The following is a 17,338-nucleotide window of genomic DNA, read 5'->3' on the forward strand; positions in this document are numbered from 1 at the left end:
AGGAGCTATTCATGAGCGAATCTGTTCCACCTCGTATCCTCGACCTTCCCATCGGAACAGGCACCACCGGCCTGCGTACCGAAACAGATTCGATGGGCCCCATCGAGGTTCCCGCTGACCGCTACTGGGGCGCCCAGACACAACGCTCGCTTATTCATTTCGCCATCGGTTCAGACCTCATGCCGATTGAGGTCTGCCATGCATACGCATTCGTCAAGAAGGCCGCCGCGCTCGTCAACAGCGAACTCGGCGTCTTCCCCGCGTGGAAAGCTCAACTCATCGCTCGCGTCTCCGATGAGATCATCGGGGGCGCGCTCGACAGCGAATTCCCTCTCAGCGTCTGGCAAACCGGTTCCGGCACCCAGACCAACATGAATGTCAACGAGGTCATCGCCAACCGCGCCATCCAACTCGTCGGCGGCAAGCTCGGCAGCAAAGACCCTATTCATCCAAACCAGGACGTGAACCAATCCCAATCGTCCAACGACACCTTTCCCACGGCAATGCACATCGCCGCCGTGCTTGCGTTTGAGGAGCAGCTCATCCCCGCAGTCGCCGGACTCATCGACGCGATCTGGGCCAAGGCTCGCGCATGGGTCGATGTCGTCAAGATCGGGCGGACCCACCTTCAGGACGCAACCCCGCTCACCGTCGGGCAGGAATGGTCCGGCTACGCAACGCAGCTTCAGGATGCGCTGCTCGTCGTTCGCCAATCGATGCAGGGTCTCTACCCGCTGGCCATCGGCGGCACAGCCGTCGGCACCGGGCTCAACGCTCCGGATGGCTTCGGCGAGCGCGTCGCCGCAAAGCTGGCCGAAATGTTGGGCCACCCCTTCATCTCCGCGCCAAACAAATTCGCAGCTCTCGCTTCCCTCGACGCCTCAGTAGCCGCGAGCGCTGCGCTCCGCGGCCTTGCAGTCGTGCTCATCAAAATCGCCAACGATCTCCGCTGGCTTGGCTCCGGACCCCGCACCGGCCTTCGCGAGCTTCACCTGCCCGAGAACGAACCCGGCAGCTCCATCATGCCGGGCAAGGTGAACCCCACGCAGCAGGAAGCCATGATCATGGTCTGCACCCAGGTTCTCGGCAACGACACTGCCATCGCCTTCGCAGGTGCGCAAGGCAACTTCGAGCTCAATGTCATGCGCCCGCTCGTGATCCGCAACCTGCTTCACAGCACGCGCATCCTCGCCGACGCCTGTCGTCAGTTCACCAAACACAGTATCGAAGGCATCACGCTCAACCGCGAGCAGCTCGACCGCAACGTCCAGGAGTGTCTGATGCTGGTCACCGCGCTCAGCCCCATCATCGGCTACGACAAAGCCGCAAAGATCGCGCACGATGCGCTCGCCCAGAACCTCACCCTCCGCGAAGCCGCCCTCGCCAGCGGACACATCACCGCGGAAGACTTCGACCGCGCAGCAGACCCCCGCCGCATGGTCGGCAATCCCCACCGCGACTTGGGGATCGCCTAAGCTCCCAGACGCCTCACTTCCCGACCTCGATCTTCTTCTTCCCCGCCGGCCTCGGCACAAAGATGTCCTGCCACTTGAGGCCGCACTCCTTCACCATCTGCAGCGGGTACTCCAGCCGCCCCAGCTTCGCATCCGCGTTATTCGTTCCAAACGAGAACTTCGCGCCCGCAGCCTTCGCCTCCTTGATGAACGAAGCGCTGGGAATCCTGTACCGGTCGTTGATCTCGATCGCCACCTCGTTCTCAATCGCCGCGGCAATCACCTTCTTCCGCCGTTCCGGATTCCACAAGCTCTCATAATCAACCGCGATCTGCCTCGGCAAAAACGTCGGGTTGGCATAGATATCGATCGGCTCCCTCATCACTCCCACGATGCGATCGACATACATATCCATAAACGCCTGCGCATCCGCAATCTTCCCCACCTCCTCGTCAATCCACAACCGCATCCGTTTTCCCTGATCATCCGTAAACGTCATCGCATCCGTAAACACATAATCGAACCGCGCAATCGACTCACGCGAAACCAGCGTCCTCCACTCGCGCCCCTCCGCCTGCAGCGCAATAAAGCACGGCTGGCCTTTCATGCTCTCCAGATACTGCTGCACGCTCTCATCGCTGTGCACCGGAAAACCCAGCCCGCAGTTGATCGCGATCCCGTAGTTGATCCCCAGCCGCCGCGAGTTCTCTAGCGCCTGCTCGATCGTCAAGCCGCCCTTGAGATGCACATGGTAGTCAACCACCGGATAGTTCTCCGTCGACAGCCGAATCACCGCGCGGTAAAGCTCATCGACTTCCGGACGCTCTGACACTCCCGCATCCGCAGCATCTGCCAGCGGCCTCACGCGCACATTCCGGAAATGCGTCGTGCTCCCTGGATCATGCCCCTGCAGCGCGAACGTCCCGTGATCGATCACCCGCCCAAACTTCGTATCCGCCCTGAACGGCGCCTCAGGCTCCACGTAATCGACAACCAGCATGTCATTCACGCGCGTCTGCACCCGCTTGCCGCGCACCGCAATCGACAGCCTGAACCACTCCCCGTTCTTCGCAAAAACCTTGTATACATTGCGCACGCCATACAGCGATCCCGTCTTCTTGCGTTCCTCGTAACCGGTCTTCTCGGCTCCCGGCTCCGGAGCGTTGTTCTCCACCTGCACCTCAAACCCCTTCGACGGAAACCCCGACTCCTGATACGCCGAATGAAAGTACACACCGGAGTTCGACCCCGGCAGCGTCTTGATCTCCGCCGAAAACTCAAAATTGCGGAAGTCCGCTCCATGCACCGGCCCCGTATAAAACAGGTGCGATCGCTCGCCGTGTACCACGATCTCCCCATCCACAACCTTGAACGTCCCCTCATGCTCGCTCGCCTTCCATCCATCGAGCGACCTTCCATCAAACAGCGGCACCCAGCCGCTATCCTCCCCGCTCCCCCCCGCCCAGCAGGACGCAACAGCCGGCGCAGCCAGCAACAAACCCAGCACTTCGCGTCGCGTAACTTCAGACATACGTCTCCCCCTCACATCAATGAACGGATCATTCTAGACGGTCGTTCGTCCACGCTCTCGCGCCTCCTGTCACAAACCCGCCCGCAATCAATGCACCAAGGTTTCCCTCGCTGCTCTTCCTCTGCCATCTACGGCCCGCCCCTGCGTTAATCTGAGTCCGACTCCCCACTCCGAGGCAGGCGCGCACGTGGACACAGCCGAGATCCAGACCCTTCTCAAACTAGAAATCCTGATCAAGATACTGGCTCAGGCCGTCGACGCCACCCAGCGCGGCCAGCTCGAGATGGCCGAGAAAGGCTTCGCTAGCCTCGACAGGGTCGCCGACTCCGAACCCACCACTCTCCTACGCCACGTCAAGCCCCTCGCCCTTCTCGGCCTCGCACTCGTTCGCACAAAGCAGCGCGATCCGGAGCAATCCCGCATCCTCCGCGAACAAGCCGTCGCCGCCCTCGATGACGATTGCAGGAACGTTCCCCTCGCCACCTTCCACTACTTCATGGCGCTCGAGTTCTTCCGTCTGCAGGACTACCGCAACGCCCTGCCCTTCTGGGAACTCGCGCTCCAGCACGCAAAGCCCGACATGGATCCCATGCTCGTCGCCGAAATGCTGCAGAAGCTCGGCGAATGCTACAGCCGCATGGGCCTCGGCGACCACGCCGCCATCCCGCTCCGCGCCGCACTCAAAATCCTCGCCAAATTCCCCGAGCACCCCTGGCGTCCGGCAACACTCATCACCCTCGGCAACGCCCTTCGCAAAACCGCCCCCGCCGAAGCAGAAGCCGCCTTCCGCGAGGCCGCAGAAATCCACGCCGCGAAACTGCAGTACCAGTCAGCCGCCCCCGCCTGGGTCAACCTCGGCATCCTCTGCGCGGAGCAGGGCCGCTTCGAAGAATCCCTCGCCTTCTACACCCGTGTCCTGCGCGTACGCGAAAACGACGCTTCCACCCCGCCCGAACGCATCGCCCTCCTCCACAACAACATCGCAGGCTGCTATCGCCGCTGGAAGAAGTCCGACGAAGCTCTCGCCTCAGTCGACCGCTCCATCAGCCTCTTCCCGCCGTCCGACCCGCAGCGTGCCTACGCCTACTCCACCAAAGCGATGACACTGCGCGACGCCGGCCGCGATCAGGAAGCCGTCACCTGGTTCCGCACCGCCATCGACGAACGCAAGAAGCAAGCCAGCCCCAGCTTCGAAGCCTACCTCGACGATCTTCAGGGACTCATCGACGCCCTCAAGCGCCTCCACCGCGACACCGAACTCCCTCCCGTCGAAGAAGAACTTGCGCAGGTTCTCCGCCAACGCGACTCCATCCAGTCCGCGCAGACCGGCGCCGACCGCCCCGAGTTCAGCGGAGGAAGCGTCCTCATCGAAATTCCCAACACCAACCAAGCAGATCTCCGCACCCGCGAAGAAGTTCGCGATCTCGTCTACACTCTCGCCGGAGCTCTCGCCGAAGGAGGGATAGGCCGCATCAGCGGCCACATTACATCCCCTGAAACCCGCACCCTCATCTTCACCGGCGACGACGCCGAGCGCCTCTTCGACTTCCTCAACCCGCGCCTCTCCTCCGACCCCTTCTTCAGCGGCGCCCGAATCGTCATCCGCCAAGCCGACCAGAGCCGCGAGCTTTTCCTGCCCACACGAACCACCGCCGTGAACTGAGCCCATTCAGACCAGAAGCTCCTCCGGCTCCTCTGATCTGCAGACATGAACGGTTTGCAAACAACCGTTGCGTCCCAACGCCCTTCTATCTTGACGGGTTGACGGAAGCCGGGACTATGATTGGCCCTGCATGTCCGCGCGTGACCTCCGGCCTTCGCACGCGCCTCGGCAGTGATCCCGCAGCTCGGCTACTCATGACTCATCTCGGCTTCTTTATCACCGAACAAGAAAGGTCCCCATCTCGATGAAGGTTCGCCTGGTCAATCCCAGTGACCACTCCTTTGGCACGGCTGTCATTACGCCGCGCTGGCTCTTTGTGCTGGCGGCAGCTACGCCATCGAGTGTCGGCGACCCCATCCTGACGGACGAATCTCTTGAGCCGATCGACCCAGCCATCATCCAGGCCGGAGACATCGTGGGCATCAGCGTCCACACCGGCAACGCACTCCGCGGCTACCAGGTGGGACGCATGGCTCGTGCCCGCGGCGCATGGGTCGTCTACGGAGGCATTCACGCTACGCTTTTCCCTGAAGAAGTTCTCGAGCGCGGCGAAGCCCACGCCGTGGTCAAAGGCGATGGCGACCTGGTCTGGGCGCACGTCGTAAAGGACTGCATCGCAGGACATCCCGAGAGGGTCTACGAAGGCGGCCGCATTGCCGGAACCGACTTCCTCCAGGCCCGCTGGGACCTCATGCAGCCCGACAAATACATGTGGGCCTCCGTGCAAACCATTCGCGGATGCCCCAAGCACTGCTCCTTCTGCAGCGTGTGGCGCACCGACGGACAGCAGCCTCGTCAGCGCCGTTATCAGAACGTGATCGACGAAATTGTGAACCTGCGCCGAATGGGTTTCCGCTTCATCGCGCTTGCCGACGACAACTTCTATCCCGTCACGCTCACCGATCTGCGCCAGGCCCGCGCGCAAAACAACCAGGCCAAGGTCGACGAACTCACCGCCATCCGCGCCGACCGCTTCCACCTCATGGAAGAGCTCGCCAAGCTCCCCAGAGACATGGTCTTCTTCACCCAGATCACCATGGAAGCGGGAGAAGATGGCGAGTACCTCGACGCCATGAAGCGCGCCAACATCAAAGGCGCCCTCGTCGGCGTTGAGGCCGTCACACCAGAAGGACTGAAGGCGGTCTACAAAGACTGGAACTACTCCGGCGAAGCCCTGGCGCGCCAGTTGCAGACCTTCCGCCAGCACGGCGTGCACGTGCTCGGCTCGTTTATCTTCGGCCTGCCTACTGACCGGCCATCAACCTTCGACGCCACCGTAGAGATGGCCATTAAGGCGGGCGTGACCTTTGCGCAATTCGTCATGATGACCCCGTTCCCCGGCACCGTCGACTTCGGCCGCTGGGAAAAACTGCAGGCCGAGAATCCCGCCATGGTCGGCGATATCCCCATCACCCGCTACTGGCTCATTCCCAGTGCGGTCCGCCCCAAGATGTTCACGCCGCACCCCACCATGAGCGCCGACGAAATCCGCGACCGCACCCAGCGCGTGTGGGACCGCTTTTATGGATGGAAAGTCATCTGGCAGCGATCGGCATGCACGCCCACCTTGCGCGCCCGCATCGCGTCTATCTTCCTTTCAAAGCTCTACCGCCAGATGTACGCCGGCACCGGCATCTCCACAGACAGCGCACGCCGCAAGAAATCGCAGAAGTGGGCGCGATGGACCGCCCGCCAGTGCAAGCGCCTCTTCAAAGCCACCCCCATGCCCGACCTCCCGCAACGCCAGTTGCACTTACCCGCAGCAGGAAGCAGTTTTTCCGGCGCCAGTACCGCAGTGGCGAACCCATTGCCGGTGTTGCCGGACAACTGAGCTGGTCTGGGATCTTGCAGAAATTGATTTTGGCTCAAGAGGTAGAAAGACGATCAAAGCTGTGAAATGGTCCTGCCGGAGCTCTCGCCATATGGGCGGGGGGACGCGGACTTGCTCCGTAGCCTAGTTATTGATGGCTCTCAACGCAGGAGGCAATTGAGCACTCTGCGCTTTCGAAATGATCGCCTTCCAGAGTAAATAGACGCGCGAAGTGTTAGCCGTTGGAATTCTACCCCCACCGGCAGCCTCGTCGAGCCGCTTCGACCTTTCGCATGCTAGGACTAACCCAGCAGCCTGAAAATGTTCTGCTTTAAGTCTGTTCTTGTTGTATCCACCCAATTTCTCCTTCAATGCTTCTAGGACTTGCGCAGCATTCCTCAAGTGCAAGACATCGACGTCTTCTGCATGATGCAGGAGCAACCAGAGTTCGAAGCACGGTCTGCTCAGTGCAACCTTTACGCCTTTTGCTCTGCGAGGGTTAATGCAGCGTTGAAGCTGGCGATGTGGGTACCTTTGATTGAGTGGTCAGTGTCAAGCACCATCCAGATTTCGTCGTCGCTCTCAAGGTTTGCCTCTTTCGCAGCGCGAAGAACCCTCTCTAAAACCGCCTGCGCGGTCGATGTCCCATTTGGGGTGGGAACCACATGAACGTGGACTCGAGTCAACTTGAAAAGCGCGAAATACTGATCCGGTGCGTACGTATCGTCACAGCCGACAATGAATAGTCGATCATCTCGAAAAGTCGGAGTGTCTCGCATTAGTGGCCTGGGTTTCCGGTTAACTCTGATCATTTTGAACACCGCTCTTCTTCGAGCAAGTGATTCAGATTCCCCAAAAAAGGAATAGCGCCGAAGCGGCCCTGCAAATAGTGTTTGCGAATTTCTAGGTCGTTCCGCACCTTGAAATCTGAAAGAGAATACAAGCGCGTAGCAGAAGAACTGTCCTTCTCGGCAAACCAAATCTCGTCTCTGCGCAGAAGTTCTTGATTAAGCAGATTCGACTCATGCGTTGTTACAATGATTTGCCTTGGCTTACCTTTGCACGATTCGAGAGAGAACTTTAAGAAATCGAAGACCATTATCGGGTGAAGACTACGGTCAATTTCGTCGATGACGTAAACCGCTCCTGAATCCCTCGGGTAATAGAGTGACGGAACGAGATTCAGAAGCCTCTGAGTGCCGTCGGACTCGTCAGAAAGCTTGAAGGCAACTTCCTTACCATCCCCATTGGCATGAACCGACTTGATTGAAATATGGAAGAACTGCGCGGTCTCACTCTGCTCGATGAGCAACTCCGCATCATCGCCATAACGAACGACTGCAATCCCGTCCTTATCTTCGGCGATGTCCTTCAACACTCTCTTGTAGAGAGACTCAGGAATGAAGCTTCGCAACTCCTCTTCCGTGAGTTTCCTTTTGATGACGCTCAAGCGATCTACACCCGTTGATGACGCTTTCAGAAACTCTTCAGCGAATCTTCTAAAGTCCTCGTCAGTGGCAAGCCTGTTGCCAAGAGCGGCATATGACGACTCAGGACTAATAAGATGAAGTCCACTTTCAAACCATTCCAAAACATTTCGCAAGTCATCAGGAAGATCAGGATCTTCGAGAGTTACGTGAACCGTTGCGAGAAAAGACTGATTCAAAGGACCACCGACGGTCGCTAGTGCCTTCAACTTCCCCCTAGGGTCGGTGATGGGAACGTTTACTTCGACGACACCCGAATCGTCTGTTACTCGCTCATAGAGCGTTAACTCCTTAGATCCTTCTATTCGAATGAGCCATTCTTCGCGTACAGAATTGTCGTCGACTTTAATGCCAAAGCGATAAAGCTTCGATTGCGCAATAAACTGCAGATCGAAGCTAGAGAGATCTTCTCCGGAAGTTCCGAGGCGAAAGGATTCGCGAGAGGTACCTCTCGTTTTCGGCCGAGCTTCGAGCGCGATCTCCTTCACATAACGAAGAGCCTTGAACAAATTTGATTTGCCGGAACCGTTTGCACCGTACAGAACAGCTGTTCGAAGCACCTTCTGCGTCGATCCAGGGATAGGTACCTCATGATCCGGGTGACTGGTCGCGAGTCGGCCGGATGAAATTAGGTTGAGACTTTCCTCATTGCAGAAGGATCTGAAATTCGATACAGAAAATGAGAGAATCATCGCGACGAGAGTATTTCACGATAAGTTGCCAAATTCAAGAGCCTGTCTAGCCAAACAAGGCCTTCCTGCGAGATTTTTCCGTATTTAGGCTTTCCTCCCGCTCCAAGCTCGATCCTCGAGTGTCTTCGCCTAATCTTCGCTCATCCTCTATAATCTACCCATGGATTTTCAGTTGGTCAGCACCTACAAGCCTCGCGGCGATCAGCCCAGGGCCATCGAGGAACTCGTCAGCGGCCTCTCCGCGGGCGAGAAGCATCAGGTGCTGCTCGGCGTCACCGGCTCCGGCAAAACCTTCACCATGGCCAAGATCATCGAGCAGTCCAACCGGCCCGCTCTGATCCTTGCCCACAACAAAACCCTCGCCGCCCAGCTCTACCACGAGTTCAAGCAGTTCTTCCCCTCCAACGCCGTCGAATACTTCGTCAGCTACTACGACTACTACCAGCCCGAGGCCTACATCCCCGCCGGCGACCTCTATATCGAAAAAGAAGCCACCATCAACGAGGAGCTCGACAAGCTCCGCCTCTCCGCCACGCGCTCCCTGTTCGAACGCCGCGATGCCATCATCGTCAGCTCCGTCAGCTGCATCTACGGCCTCGGCTCGCCCGAAGCCTACTACGGCATGTTGCTGCTGCTCGAAAAAGGCCAGCACATCAGCCGCAAAGACATCACCCGTCGCCTCGTCGAAATCCTCTACGAACGCAACGACGTCGACTTCCGCCGCGGCACCTTCCGCGTGCGCGGCGACATCATCGAAGTTTTCCCCACCTACGACGAGTCCGCCTATCGCATCGAGCTCTTCGGCGACGAGATCGAATCTCTCTCGCAGATCGATCCCCTCTTCGGCACCGTCAAGCAGAAGTACTCGCGCCTGCCCATCTACCCGAAGTCGCACTATGTCGTGCAGCCCGAGCGCAAGGCCCAGGCTATCGACTCAATCCTCGCCGAACTCAACGAGTGGGTCGCGCAGCTCGAAGCCGAAGGCCGCATGGTCGAGGCGCAACGCGTGCATCAGCGCACCCGCTTCGATCTCGAAATGATCAAGTCCATGGGCTACTGCCACGGCATCGAAAATTACTCGCGGCACTTCAGCCGCCGACTTCCCGGCGAGCCGCCGCCCACGCTTCTCGACTACTTCCCGCGCGATTTCATCCTCTTTGTCGACGAGAGCCACGCCACAATTCCGCAGGTGCACGGCATGTGGCACGGCGACCAGAGCCGCAAACAGAATCTTGTCGACTACGGCTTCCGCCTTCCCTCCGCACGCGACAACCGCCCGCTCAAATTCGACGAATTCGAGAACCGCATCAACCAGACCATCTATGTCTCCGCCACGCCCGGCCCCTACGAGCTCACGCGCTCTGCCGGAGTCGTCGTCGAGCAGGTCATCCGCCCCACCGGCCTCGTCGACCCCCAGGTCGAAATCCGCCCCGTCAAAGGCCAGATAGACGACCTCCTCGCCGAGATCCGCGATCGCGCTAAGCGCGGCGAGCGCGTCCTCGTCACTACCCTCACCAAGCGCATGGCTGAAGACCTCGCCGGCTACTACACCGAAGTCGGCGTGAAGTGCCGCTACATGCACTCTGAAATCGAAACGCTCGAGCGCGTCAAGCTCCTCGCCGGCCTGCGCAAGGGCGAGTTTGATGTTCTGATCGGCATCAACCTCCTCCGCGAAGGACTCGACCTCCCCGAAGTCTCGCTCGTCGCCATCCTCGATGCCGACAAGGAAGGGTTCCTGCGCTCGACCGGCTCGCTCATCCAGACCATCGGCCGCGCCGCCCGCCATGTCGAAGGCCGCGCCATCCTCTACGCCGACAACATGACCCAGTCGATGAAGGCCGCCATCAACGAGACCGACCGCCGCCGCACCGTTCAGACCGCCTACAACGAAGAGCACGGCATCACGCCGCAGTCCGTCATCAGCAAGATCGATATGGGTCTCGCGCAGATCCTCAAGAGCGAATACGGCGACATCGAAGTCGAAGAAGCAGCGGGCCTCCCCGAGTTCAACTCCCAGGCCGACGTCGACGCCTTCATCTCCAAGCTCGAAACCGAGATGCGCGACGCCGCCCGCAAATTCGAATTCGAAAAAGCCGCCAAACTTCGCGACAGCATCAAGGAACTTCGCGAAAAAGAATTCCTCTTCGGCTAAAGAAAGACAACAAGCTTCGGGTGCCCCATAGCCTGCCCTGAGCTTGTCGAAGGGTCTCCCGCCTTTGGAGACATGGGAACGAAGAAGATCACTGACCACTGATCACTGACCACTTGATCGCTCGTCTCCTGTATCCCCCATCACCATTTCCGTTGCAGTCTATTTCCACACAAAAGCGCATAATCGGATCAAAGCTCGCGATGCTCCATCCGCAAGCTCGAAATCCGAAGTAGAAAGGGATGTAATCCGGGAGCTGACAGGACCAAAAACCCCTGTATTCCCATTCCGAAGAGACACTTACAGCTAAACTCAATGGCTGGACACACTTGCAGCCACCCATCAGCCGCAAGGGCATTAATATCGATGACTAACCAATTATGGATTTGAACCGGGGTAATAATCTACTTGGCGGTGCGGTGATTTGCCTCATTTTCTGCACTTACACGCTCGTGTAAATGTGTGGCAACAGTCGCACAAATTACTGGTATTATTCCTGCAGGTTCGCTTTCTGCCCTTAGGTTAAAAAGCGAATATCAGGGCAAAGTAAAACCCGACCACAAGCGTTAACTTATGGTCGGGGCTGAGGTTAAACGGACTTCGCTTCTGCGCCCAAACTCCGAGGTCAGCTCACCGCAAATGGGCTGGCCTCTTCGTACAATTACCGCCGGATCACCGTTGTTGGGCTATCGTCGGGCCGACTACGCACTCTCCTCATGAGAGTATGCTCAAGATTGTAGCAACATCTAGGCAGAATATTCGGGTAGATAAGTGGATAATTCGTGCGCAAAGCGGAGCATACACCTGTGAAAAACGCCTCCGAGATTCGGATAAGTGATTCCAACGGCGCATTTCGTGCATTTGAGTCGGTTCTTTCGCGTGCAGTCCATACTTCCAAGGAGGAGATGGCTGAGCGGATCGCACGTGATAATGCCGCCCGTACCGCAGATAGGGTCCGAAAGGGATATAAGAAACGCGGACCAAAGCCGCGTTAATTTAGTGCATGATTTGGATCGAGCCAGACTATGTAAAACGTCTCTTCAGCAAGAAATCCATGAACTCTCCAGAGATCGTCTTGCCCGTCTGGAATTGGCAGTCCGAATTGCCAAGCTGAATCCGTCCAAAGTTCGACTTGTGTAGGGTCTACATTGAACCCTTCTGGTTCTTGTGTTTCTGGGAAATAGATCGGATGTCTGCGTATTCCGGCTCTTGGATCAGACTGTGTGAACTGGTCTACAGTGAAGGTCTGGTATTCAAGTATCTTGCGCAGCAGCGCATCGTGGAATTCTTTGCTGCACTGTTCAAGCGGGAATCGTGTGTGATTCAGATCGAGATATTCAAGAGAAAACCGAATGCGCCGTTCATCGACTGGGAGAACAGGGGGTTGAACTTCCCCTGTTCTCTTTTTGCGCTTAGCCATTCGCTCGCTTGCCAAAAAAGTACCGCTTCATAGACTCGTGCGTAATAACGGCATTTGATGGCACTTTAGGATCGAGTCCTTTGCGAGCATGGATCCAAGGATCTTCCTGATGCGAAAGTTTCTCTAATTGTGCTGCGTTCAGTTTTCCATACACTCCAATAACAGTGAGAGTATGGGTAACAAATGAATCGTCCAGTTTCACTGGCAATGGGTCTGCCGTGATTGGTGTCCACTTAAATTCCTTGTACATATGAAACACGGAAGGGACTACCGGACCATGCACCCATGCCTGAATCTGCTCGTGAAATACAGGCTTCCCATGCAGCCCAAGATGCCAGCCTTGGACGTAATACAGCAGCTTTTGCAGCTTAAGGTTTGAGATGGGCCCAGCTCGCTGTACGATGAATTTTGCGAGATTCCGCGCAGTTGTCGTCAATTTGGGTGCACCTCCTCCCGTTAAGAGATTAGACACCCAAAAGGGTCGCTTGGTCTCCCAAAATGTGGGACATTCTGTTACTTTTTAGGACCGCGCTTCTGTCGCTTGAAACGCTTGAACTTAGAGCTGTCTGTCGTCCTCCTTACCTGTCACTTGCGCATAGGTGAGGCGCTTGTCTGCGATCCGTGACAGCAAAAGTGCGAAGCGGTCCGCGTCCGTAAGCGGATTGTCTTTCGTTGCGCGGTTGTTGAAACGGAACACTTGCTCCGCAACATAGCGATCTAGGTGGAACGGCTCAACCGCAACATACGTGCCATTCAATCCGCGCTTCAGTAGACTCCAGAAATTCTCAATGCCTTGCGTATGTACGCGACCCCGAACGTACTCGGTGAGGTGATTGGTTGTGCGATGCGTGAAGTTCTTCACGTTCTTATCAAGGCCGTCATAGCCCACATGCTGATCGGTGTAGACGTGAGCGTTGAATCCCACGTTCTTCAGAATCTCAGCCTGTAGTGTCTCCCTCTTCACGTTCGGAATCACCTTAGCGCGGACTTGGCGAGTCTCCCGGTTAAGCATACCCATAACAACCGTTTTGTTTTTCAGGCTGGTTTCAAATCCGTTCATGCGGTCGATGGGAATCTGCGCCCGGATCGCGTTGGCGCGTGAGCGGTGCATGTTCTTGACCTTGCCGCCCACGAATGTCTCATCGACCTCAATAGGGTTTCCCCAGTGGCTCCCAAAGGTGCCTGCAGGCTCCTCGTGCATCACGAGGCGAATGCGCTGAAGGATGAACCACGCGGTCTTCTGAGTCACCTTGAGATCGCGTGCAAGCTCATGCGAAGAGATACCGTTTTTGCAGTTGGCAAGAAGCCACATCGCAGGGAGCCATTTTTTGAGGGAGATAGCGGAATCCTCAAAGATCGTGCCGACCTTAACCGAGAATTGCCGACCGCACTTCCCGAAACGGCACTTCCAACGCTTCTGGGTGGCGAGGTAATAGGGCTCCTTATTGCCGCAATCAGGGCAAGTAGGCTTGCCGTCGGGCCAACGCCAGTGCGCAACCGTGTCGATGCAACGCTGCTCGTCGCTAAAGTACTCAATTGCTTCGATTAACGACTTGGGAAGTTCCATGTACAAACAATAGCGCGATTGCTTTGGTTAGTCAAGTATATTTATGCCGCCGCAAGCCAAACAAAACAAAGAGCTTGCTTATGAGGTATATAGGGAGGGGGGCGGGGCCCCCGAACACTGATCTGTTCCCTAGTCCCTAGTCCCTCGCCCCTCGCTCTTTCCACATCGGATGTTCGAAGCTCAGATAGAAGAACGCTCCTCGATCTCCCGCACTGGGCCCCACGCCCGCAAGCCACGCGACCCCCGGCACAACCTGCAGCCCGCTCCTGAAGTTGAACGCGACGCGCGCCCCCGGTGCCAGCCACAGCGTGTTCTGCACATCGGTGCCATGCGGTCGGGTCACAAGATGCGCCGAACTCCACGACGTCTCGAACATCCCATTCACCTGCGAGTGCGCAAGCCAGATCACGCTGCCCGCGGCGTTGTATCCATACGAAGCCGCAACGTCGCCGGCCGCATCGCGCGCATGCGGAATCACCGTTCCGCCCAAATCGTAATGGCCCACGAACCGCCGATTGAAAACGTAGCTCGCCGGTGAGGCTACCTGCACGCCCGAGCCGCCATAGCCCGACCCGTTCTTCACCGATCCCGTGGGAACAATCAGGGTTGCGCGCGGCGAAACCGCGACTCTGGTTTCACCCGTGCCAAGGAGCTGATACCGATAATTCAGCAGCAAGTCTCCGAACGATCCGCCCAGCGTCTCATCCGGCTTCGCTCCCGCCACCGTATAGCTGAGCTGGTGCTTCCAGTGGTTCGGAACAGGCCACTCCTGCGTGAAGCTGTACGCCCACGTCTTTGAGTTCCACATATGCGTGAAGCTCTGGATGTGCTGCACCACCCCCGGCTCCTGGTTATAGGCCTCCTCCGCCAGAAAGCTGTTGTCCTGGATCGGATGTTCCGGCAAGTTCGAGGCCGCTGCATGCTGGCCGTTCACGCGAACGATAGAGGTGAGAAGAAGAAAGCAAAGAAGTACGTGTCTCATGGTCGTGCGGTCTTACCCGTTCATCGGAGATCTCTTCGTCCAACTTGAACCGCAGCGTTACCGGACAGCCCTTCGGTTCTAACCCGGATCAAAAGAGTCCGAATTCTAAGAAGCACCTTACCCGCAACACCGACCGTAAAAAGTGATCCGAATCACGTTCATCGCGCGCACATCATCTCCCCGAACAGGATTCGCTCCACACCCAACTCCCCGCCTCATCCGTCTCAATCCCATACCGGCACGCATCATGCCGTACCTTCGCGTCTTCCCATGTGATCGGCTCAACCTGTGGTGTGAGGCAAATCACATTGAACGCGCCTAAAATAACTGAGAATGAAGTCGTTGCAGCGGTGGTCATCGGGTGATAGCCGCTCCTGATTCCCCAACAGCGTACGTACTCAGTGCGAGAATCAGAGAGGTAAGTCCCCCACCTCAACGGCGAAGGCCTGTCGCAGTTCGCTGGCCTCAATCGCAACGTAAGTTCTGGCAGTAAGGAAAGTTGGAGAAAAACACCTCCATGGCAACTTTCGGAAGTCTTGCACTCCTCATCGGTCTGGCGCTGGCCGCCTACAACCTCTTCGCAGGTGGAGTAGCGCTGCGGCTGATCGCAACCGGACAGCCCGCGCCCATCTCCCCCGAGCGGCTCGCCGACACAGCCCGCCGCGCCGGAATCGCCGTCTTCATCGCTGTCACCGCCGCGGCTTTCGCCCTCGTCTACTCGGCGCTCACCAACGACTTCTCCATCACCTACATCATGGAGCACTCCAACCGCGCGCTCGACGTGAAATACAAATTTGCCGCGCTCTGGAGCGGTCAGGAAGGCTCACTCCTTCTCTGGTGCTGGCTGCTGGCCACCTACGGCTTCGTCCTCCGCCTTCGCCACAAAACCGACGTCAAGCTCTACGCCTACGCCGGCACAATCATGGCCGCCATCCAGGTATTCTTCCTGGCCGTCATCAACTTTGCCGCCCCGCCGTTCTCGCTCATCCGCGGCGACATCCCGGCAGACGGCAACGGCCTCAATCCCCTCCTCCAATATCCCGAGATGGTCATCCATCCCCCGATGCTCTACCTCGGCTACGTCGGTTTCTCCGTTCCCTTCGCCTTCGGCCTCGGCGCCCTCATGATGCGCTACCCGGGCGAAAAATGGATCAAGATCACGCGCGTGTGGACCCTGGTCACCTGGCTCTTCCTCACCTTCGGTATCTTCCTCGGCATGCACTGGGCCTACGCCGTCCTCGGCTGGGGTGGCTATTGGGGATGGGACCCTGTCGAAAACGCCAGCTTCATGCCCTGGCTCACCGGAACCGCCTTCATGCACTCCGTCATGATGCAGGAGAAGCGCGGCATGATGAAGAGCTGGAACGTCTGGCTCATCTTCTCCACCTTCCTGCTCACGCTGCTCGGCACCACGCTGACGCGCGGTGGACTCGTTAGCTCCGTCCACGCCTTCGCTCAATCTTCCATCGCAACCTGGTTCTACGTTGCCATGGGCGTCACGCTCGCGGTCTGCATCTTCACCTACATCCTCCAGCGCGACCATCTCAAGTCTGACCATCACCTCGAGTCGCTGGTCAGCCGCGAATCAAGCTTCCTGTTCAACAATCTCGTGCTGCTCACGGCCTGCTTCGTTATCCTCTGGGGCACCCTCTTCCCCATCCTCAGTGAATACGTACAGGGCAGCAAAGTCACCGTTGGCGCTCCGTTCTATAACCGCGTCGCGGTGCCCATCGGCATCTTCCTGCTCTTCCTCACCGGCGTTGGCCCGTTGCTCCCGTGGCGCGCCACATCGCTCAAAGCGGTCAAGCGCAACTTCATCGTCCCCTCTATCGCACTCTGGGTCACGGTTGTCGTCTGCTTCATCTTCGGACCGCGGCCTCTCAGCACCTGGTTCAGCGAAGCCGGTTACTTCTACGCGCTCGTCGCCTTTGCAATGTCAGCCAGCGTCTTCACCGCAATCGCCTCTGAGTTCCTCCGTGGCGCCGGCGTCATCGCCAAACAAACCGGCAAGAACCTCGCCGCTGCCATGTACCTGCTCACACGCCGCAACACCCGCCGTTATGGCGGATATCTCATCCACATCGGCGTTGTAATCATCGTCGTCGGACTCGCCGGCGCGGCGTTCAACAAGAACACCGAAAAGGAACTCGCTCTGCACGACACCATGAGCGTCGGACCCTACACGCTCGAGTGCGTCGGATTCACGCAGGACTCGAACGCCAATTTCAACTCCGATTACGCTCTGCTCGATGTCTACCAGAACGGCAAAAAGCAGTTCCAGATGGCCCCCGAGAAGCGCGTCTATCTCGCCAGCCAGCAGCCGCAGACTATGGTCGCTGTTCACTCGGTCCTCAGTTGGGACCTCTACGTGGTCTTCGAAGGCACAAACCCTGACACAGGCCAGCCCATCATCAAGGCATTCCTCAACCCGCTCGTCAGCTGGATCTGGGCCGGCGTAGTCCTCATCGTGGCTGGCACCTTCATCGCGTTAGTTCCAAGCCTCACTCCGGCAACCGCTGCGTTGAGGGTTTCCGTACCGCAAACAGTTCACGCCGAGCCCGTACTCAAAGGCGGCGACTGAGA

11 protein-coding genes and 1 pseudogene are annotated in these 17,338 nt (G+C 57.9%); 5 read left to right on the forward strand and 7 right to left on the reverse strand.

Annotated features, from left to right (window positions below):
- The first annotated feature begins 11 nt into the window (after nucleotides 1-11).
- Nucleotides 12-1,475: a class II fumarate hydratase gene (gene fumC, locus DHV10_RS04205; protein WP_109485025.1), complete on the forward strand. Its 1,464-nt coding sequence runs from the start codon at nucleotides 12-14 to the stop codon at nucleotides 1,473-1,475.
- Between the two features lie 13 nt (nucleotides 1,476-1,488).
- On the opposite strand, the gene DHV10_RS04210 is transcribed toward fumC, so the two are convergent.
- The gene (locus tag DHV10_RS04210) at nucleotides 1,489-2,985 is read right to left on the reverse strand and encodes a DUF1080 domain-containing protein (RefSeq protein ID WP_109485026.1); all 1,497 of its coding nucleotides are present in this window, start codon (nucleotides 2,983-2,985) and stop codon (nucleotides 1,489-1,491) included.
- Nucleotides 2,986-3,172: 187 nt separating this feature from the next.
- Here DHV10_RS04210 and DHV10_RS04215 point away from each other — a divergent pair, with 187 nt between their 5' ends.
- Together DHV10_RS04215 and DHV10_RS04220 are read left to right on the forward strand one after the other, a co-directional pair.
- Nucleotides 3,173-4,648, forward strand: a complete 1,476-nt coding sequence (locus DHV10_RS04215) for a tetratricopeptide repeat protein (RefSeq protein ID WP_109485027.1) — start codon at nucleotides 3,173-3,175, stop codon at nucleotides 4,646-4,648.
- Nucleotides 4,649-4,892: 244 nt separating this feature from the next.
- The gene (locus DHV10_RS04220) at nucleotides 4,893-6,479 is read left to right on the forward strand and encodes a B12-binding domain-containing radical SAM protein (RefSeq protein WP_109485028.1); all 1,587 of its coding nucleotides are present in this window, start codon (nucleotides 4,893-4,895) and stop codon (nucleotides 6,477-6,479) included.
- Between the two features lie 123 nt (nucleotides 6,480-6,602).
- Here the strand turns inward: DHV10_RS04220 and DHV10_RS28155 are convergent.
- Nucleotides 6,603-6,980: pseudogene (locus DHV10_RS28155) on the reverse strand (RloB domain-containing protein); the annotation flags it as partial.
- A gap of 286 nt (nucleotides 6,981-7,266) precedes the next feature.
- On the reverse strand, nucleotides 7,267-8,505 hold the full coding sequence (locus DHV10_RS04235; RefSeq protein WP_162601178.1) for an AAA family ATPase: 1,239 nt from the start codon (nucleotides 8,503-8,505) through the stop codon (nucleotides 7,267-7,269).
- A gap of 292 nt (nucleotides 8,506-8,797) precedes the next feature.
- Here DHV10_RS04235 and uvrB point away from each other — a divergent pair, with 292 nt between their 5' ends.
- Nucleotides 8,798-10,789: an excinuclease ABC subunit UvrB gene (uvrB, locus tag DHV10_RS04240; protein ID WP_109485032.1), complete on the forward strand. Its 1,992-nt coding sequence runs from the start codon at nucleotides 8,798-8,800 to the stop codon at nucleotides 10,787-10,789.
- A gap of 988 nt (nucleotides 10,790-11,777) precedes the next feature.
- On the opposite strand, the gene DHV10_RS04245 is transcribed toward uvrB, so the two are convergent.
- From DHV10_RS04245 to DHV10_RS04260, 4 genes are all read right to left on the reverse strand, one after another.
- Complete coding sequence (locus tag DHV10_RS04245) at nucleotides 11,778-12,206, reverse strand: hypothetical protein (RefSeq protein WP_109485033.1); 429 nt, start codon at nucleotides 12,204-12,206, stop codon at nucleotides 11,778-11,780.
- A complete protein-coding gene (locus tag DHV10_RS04250) occupies nucleotides 12,199-12,642 on the reverse strand; it encodes a Panacea domain-containing protein (protein WP_162601179.1) in 444 nt (147 codons plus the stop codon). The genes DHV10_RS04245 and DHV10_RS04250 overlap by 8 nt, the downstream gene beginning before the upstream one ends.
- Before the next feature lie 120 nt (nucleotides 12,643-12,762).
- Complete coding sequence (locus tag DHV10_RS04255; protein WP_109485035.1) at nucleotides 12,763-13,773, reverse strand: IS1595 family transposase; 1,011 nt, start codon at nucleotides 13,771-13,773, stop codon at nucleotides 12,763-12,765.
- A gap of 136 nt (nucleotides 13,774-13,909) precedes the next feature.
- Nucleotides 13,910-14,755, reverse strand: a complete 846-nt coding sequence (locus DHV10_RS04260) for a hypothetical protein (RefSeq protein WP_109485036.1) — start codon at nucleotides 14,753-14,755, stop codon at nucleotides 13,910-13,912.
- 517 nt (nucleotides 14,756-15,272) lie between these two features.
- Between DHV10_RS04260 and DHV10_RS04265 the strand changes: the two genes are divergently transcribed.
- A complete protein-coding gene (locus tag DHV10_RS04265) occupies nucleotides 15,273-17,336 on the forward strand; it encodes a heme lyase CcmF/NrfE family subunit (RefSeq protein WP_109485037.1) in 2,064 nt (687 codons plus the stop codon).
- Nucleotides 17,337-17,338: the final 2 nt, after the last annotated feature.

This window comes from Occallatibacter savannae (assembly GCF_003131205.1).
Lineage (GTDB): Bacteria > Acidobacteriota > Terriglobia > Terriglobales > Acidobacteriaceae > Telmatobacter > Telmatobacter savannae.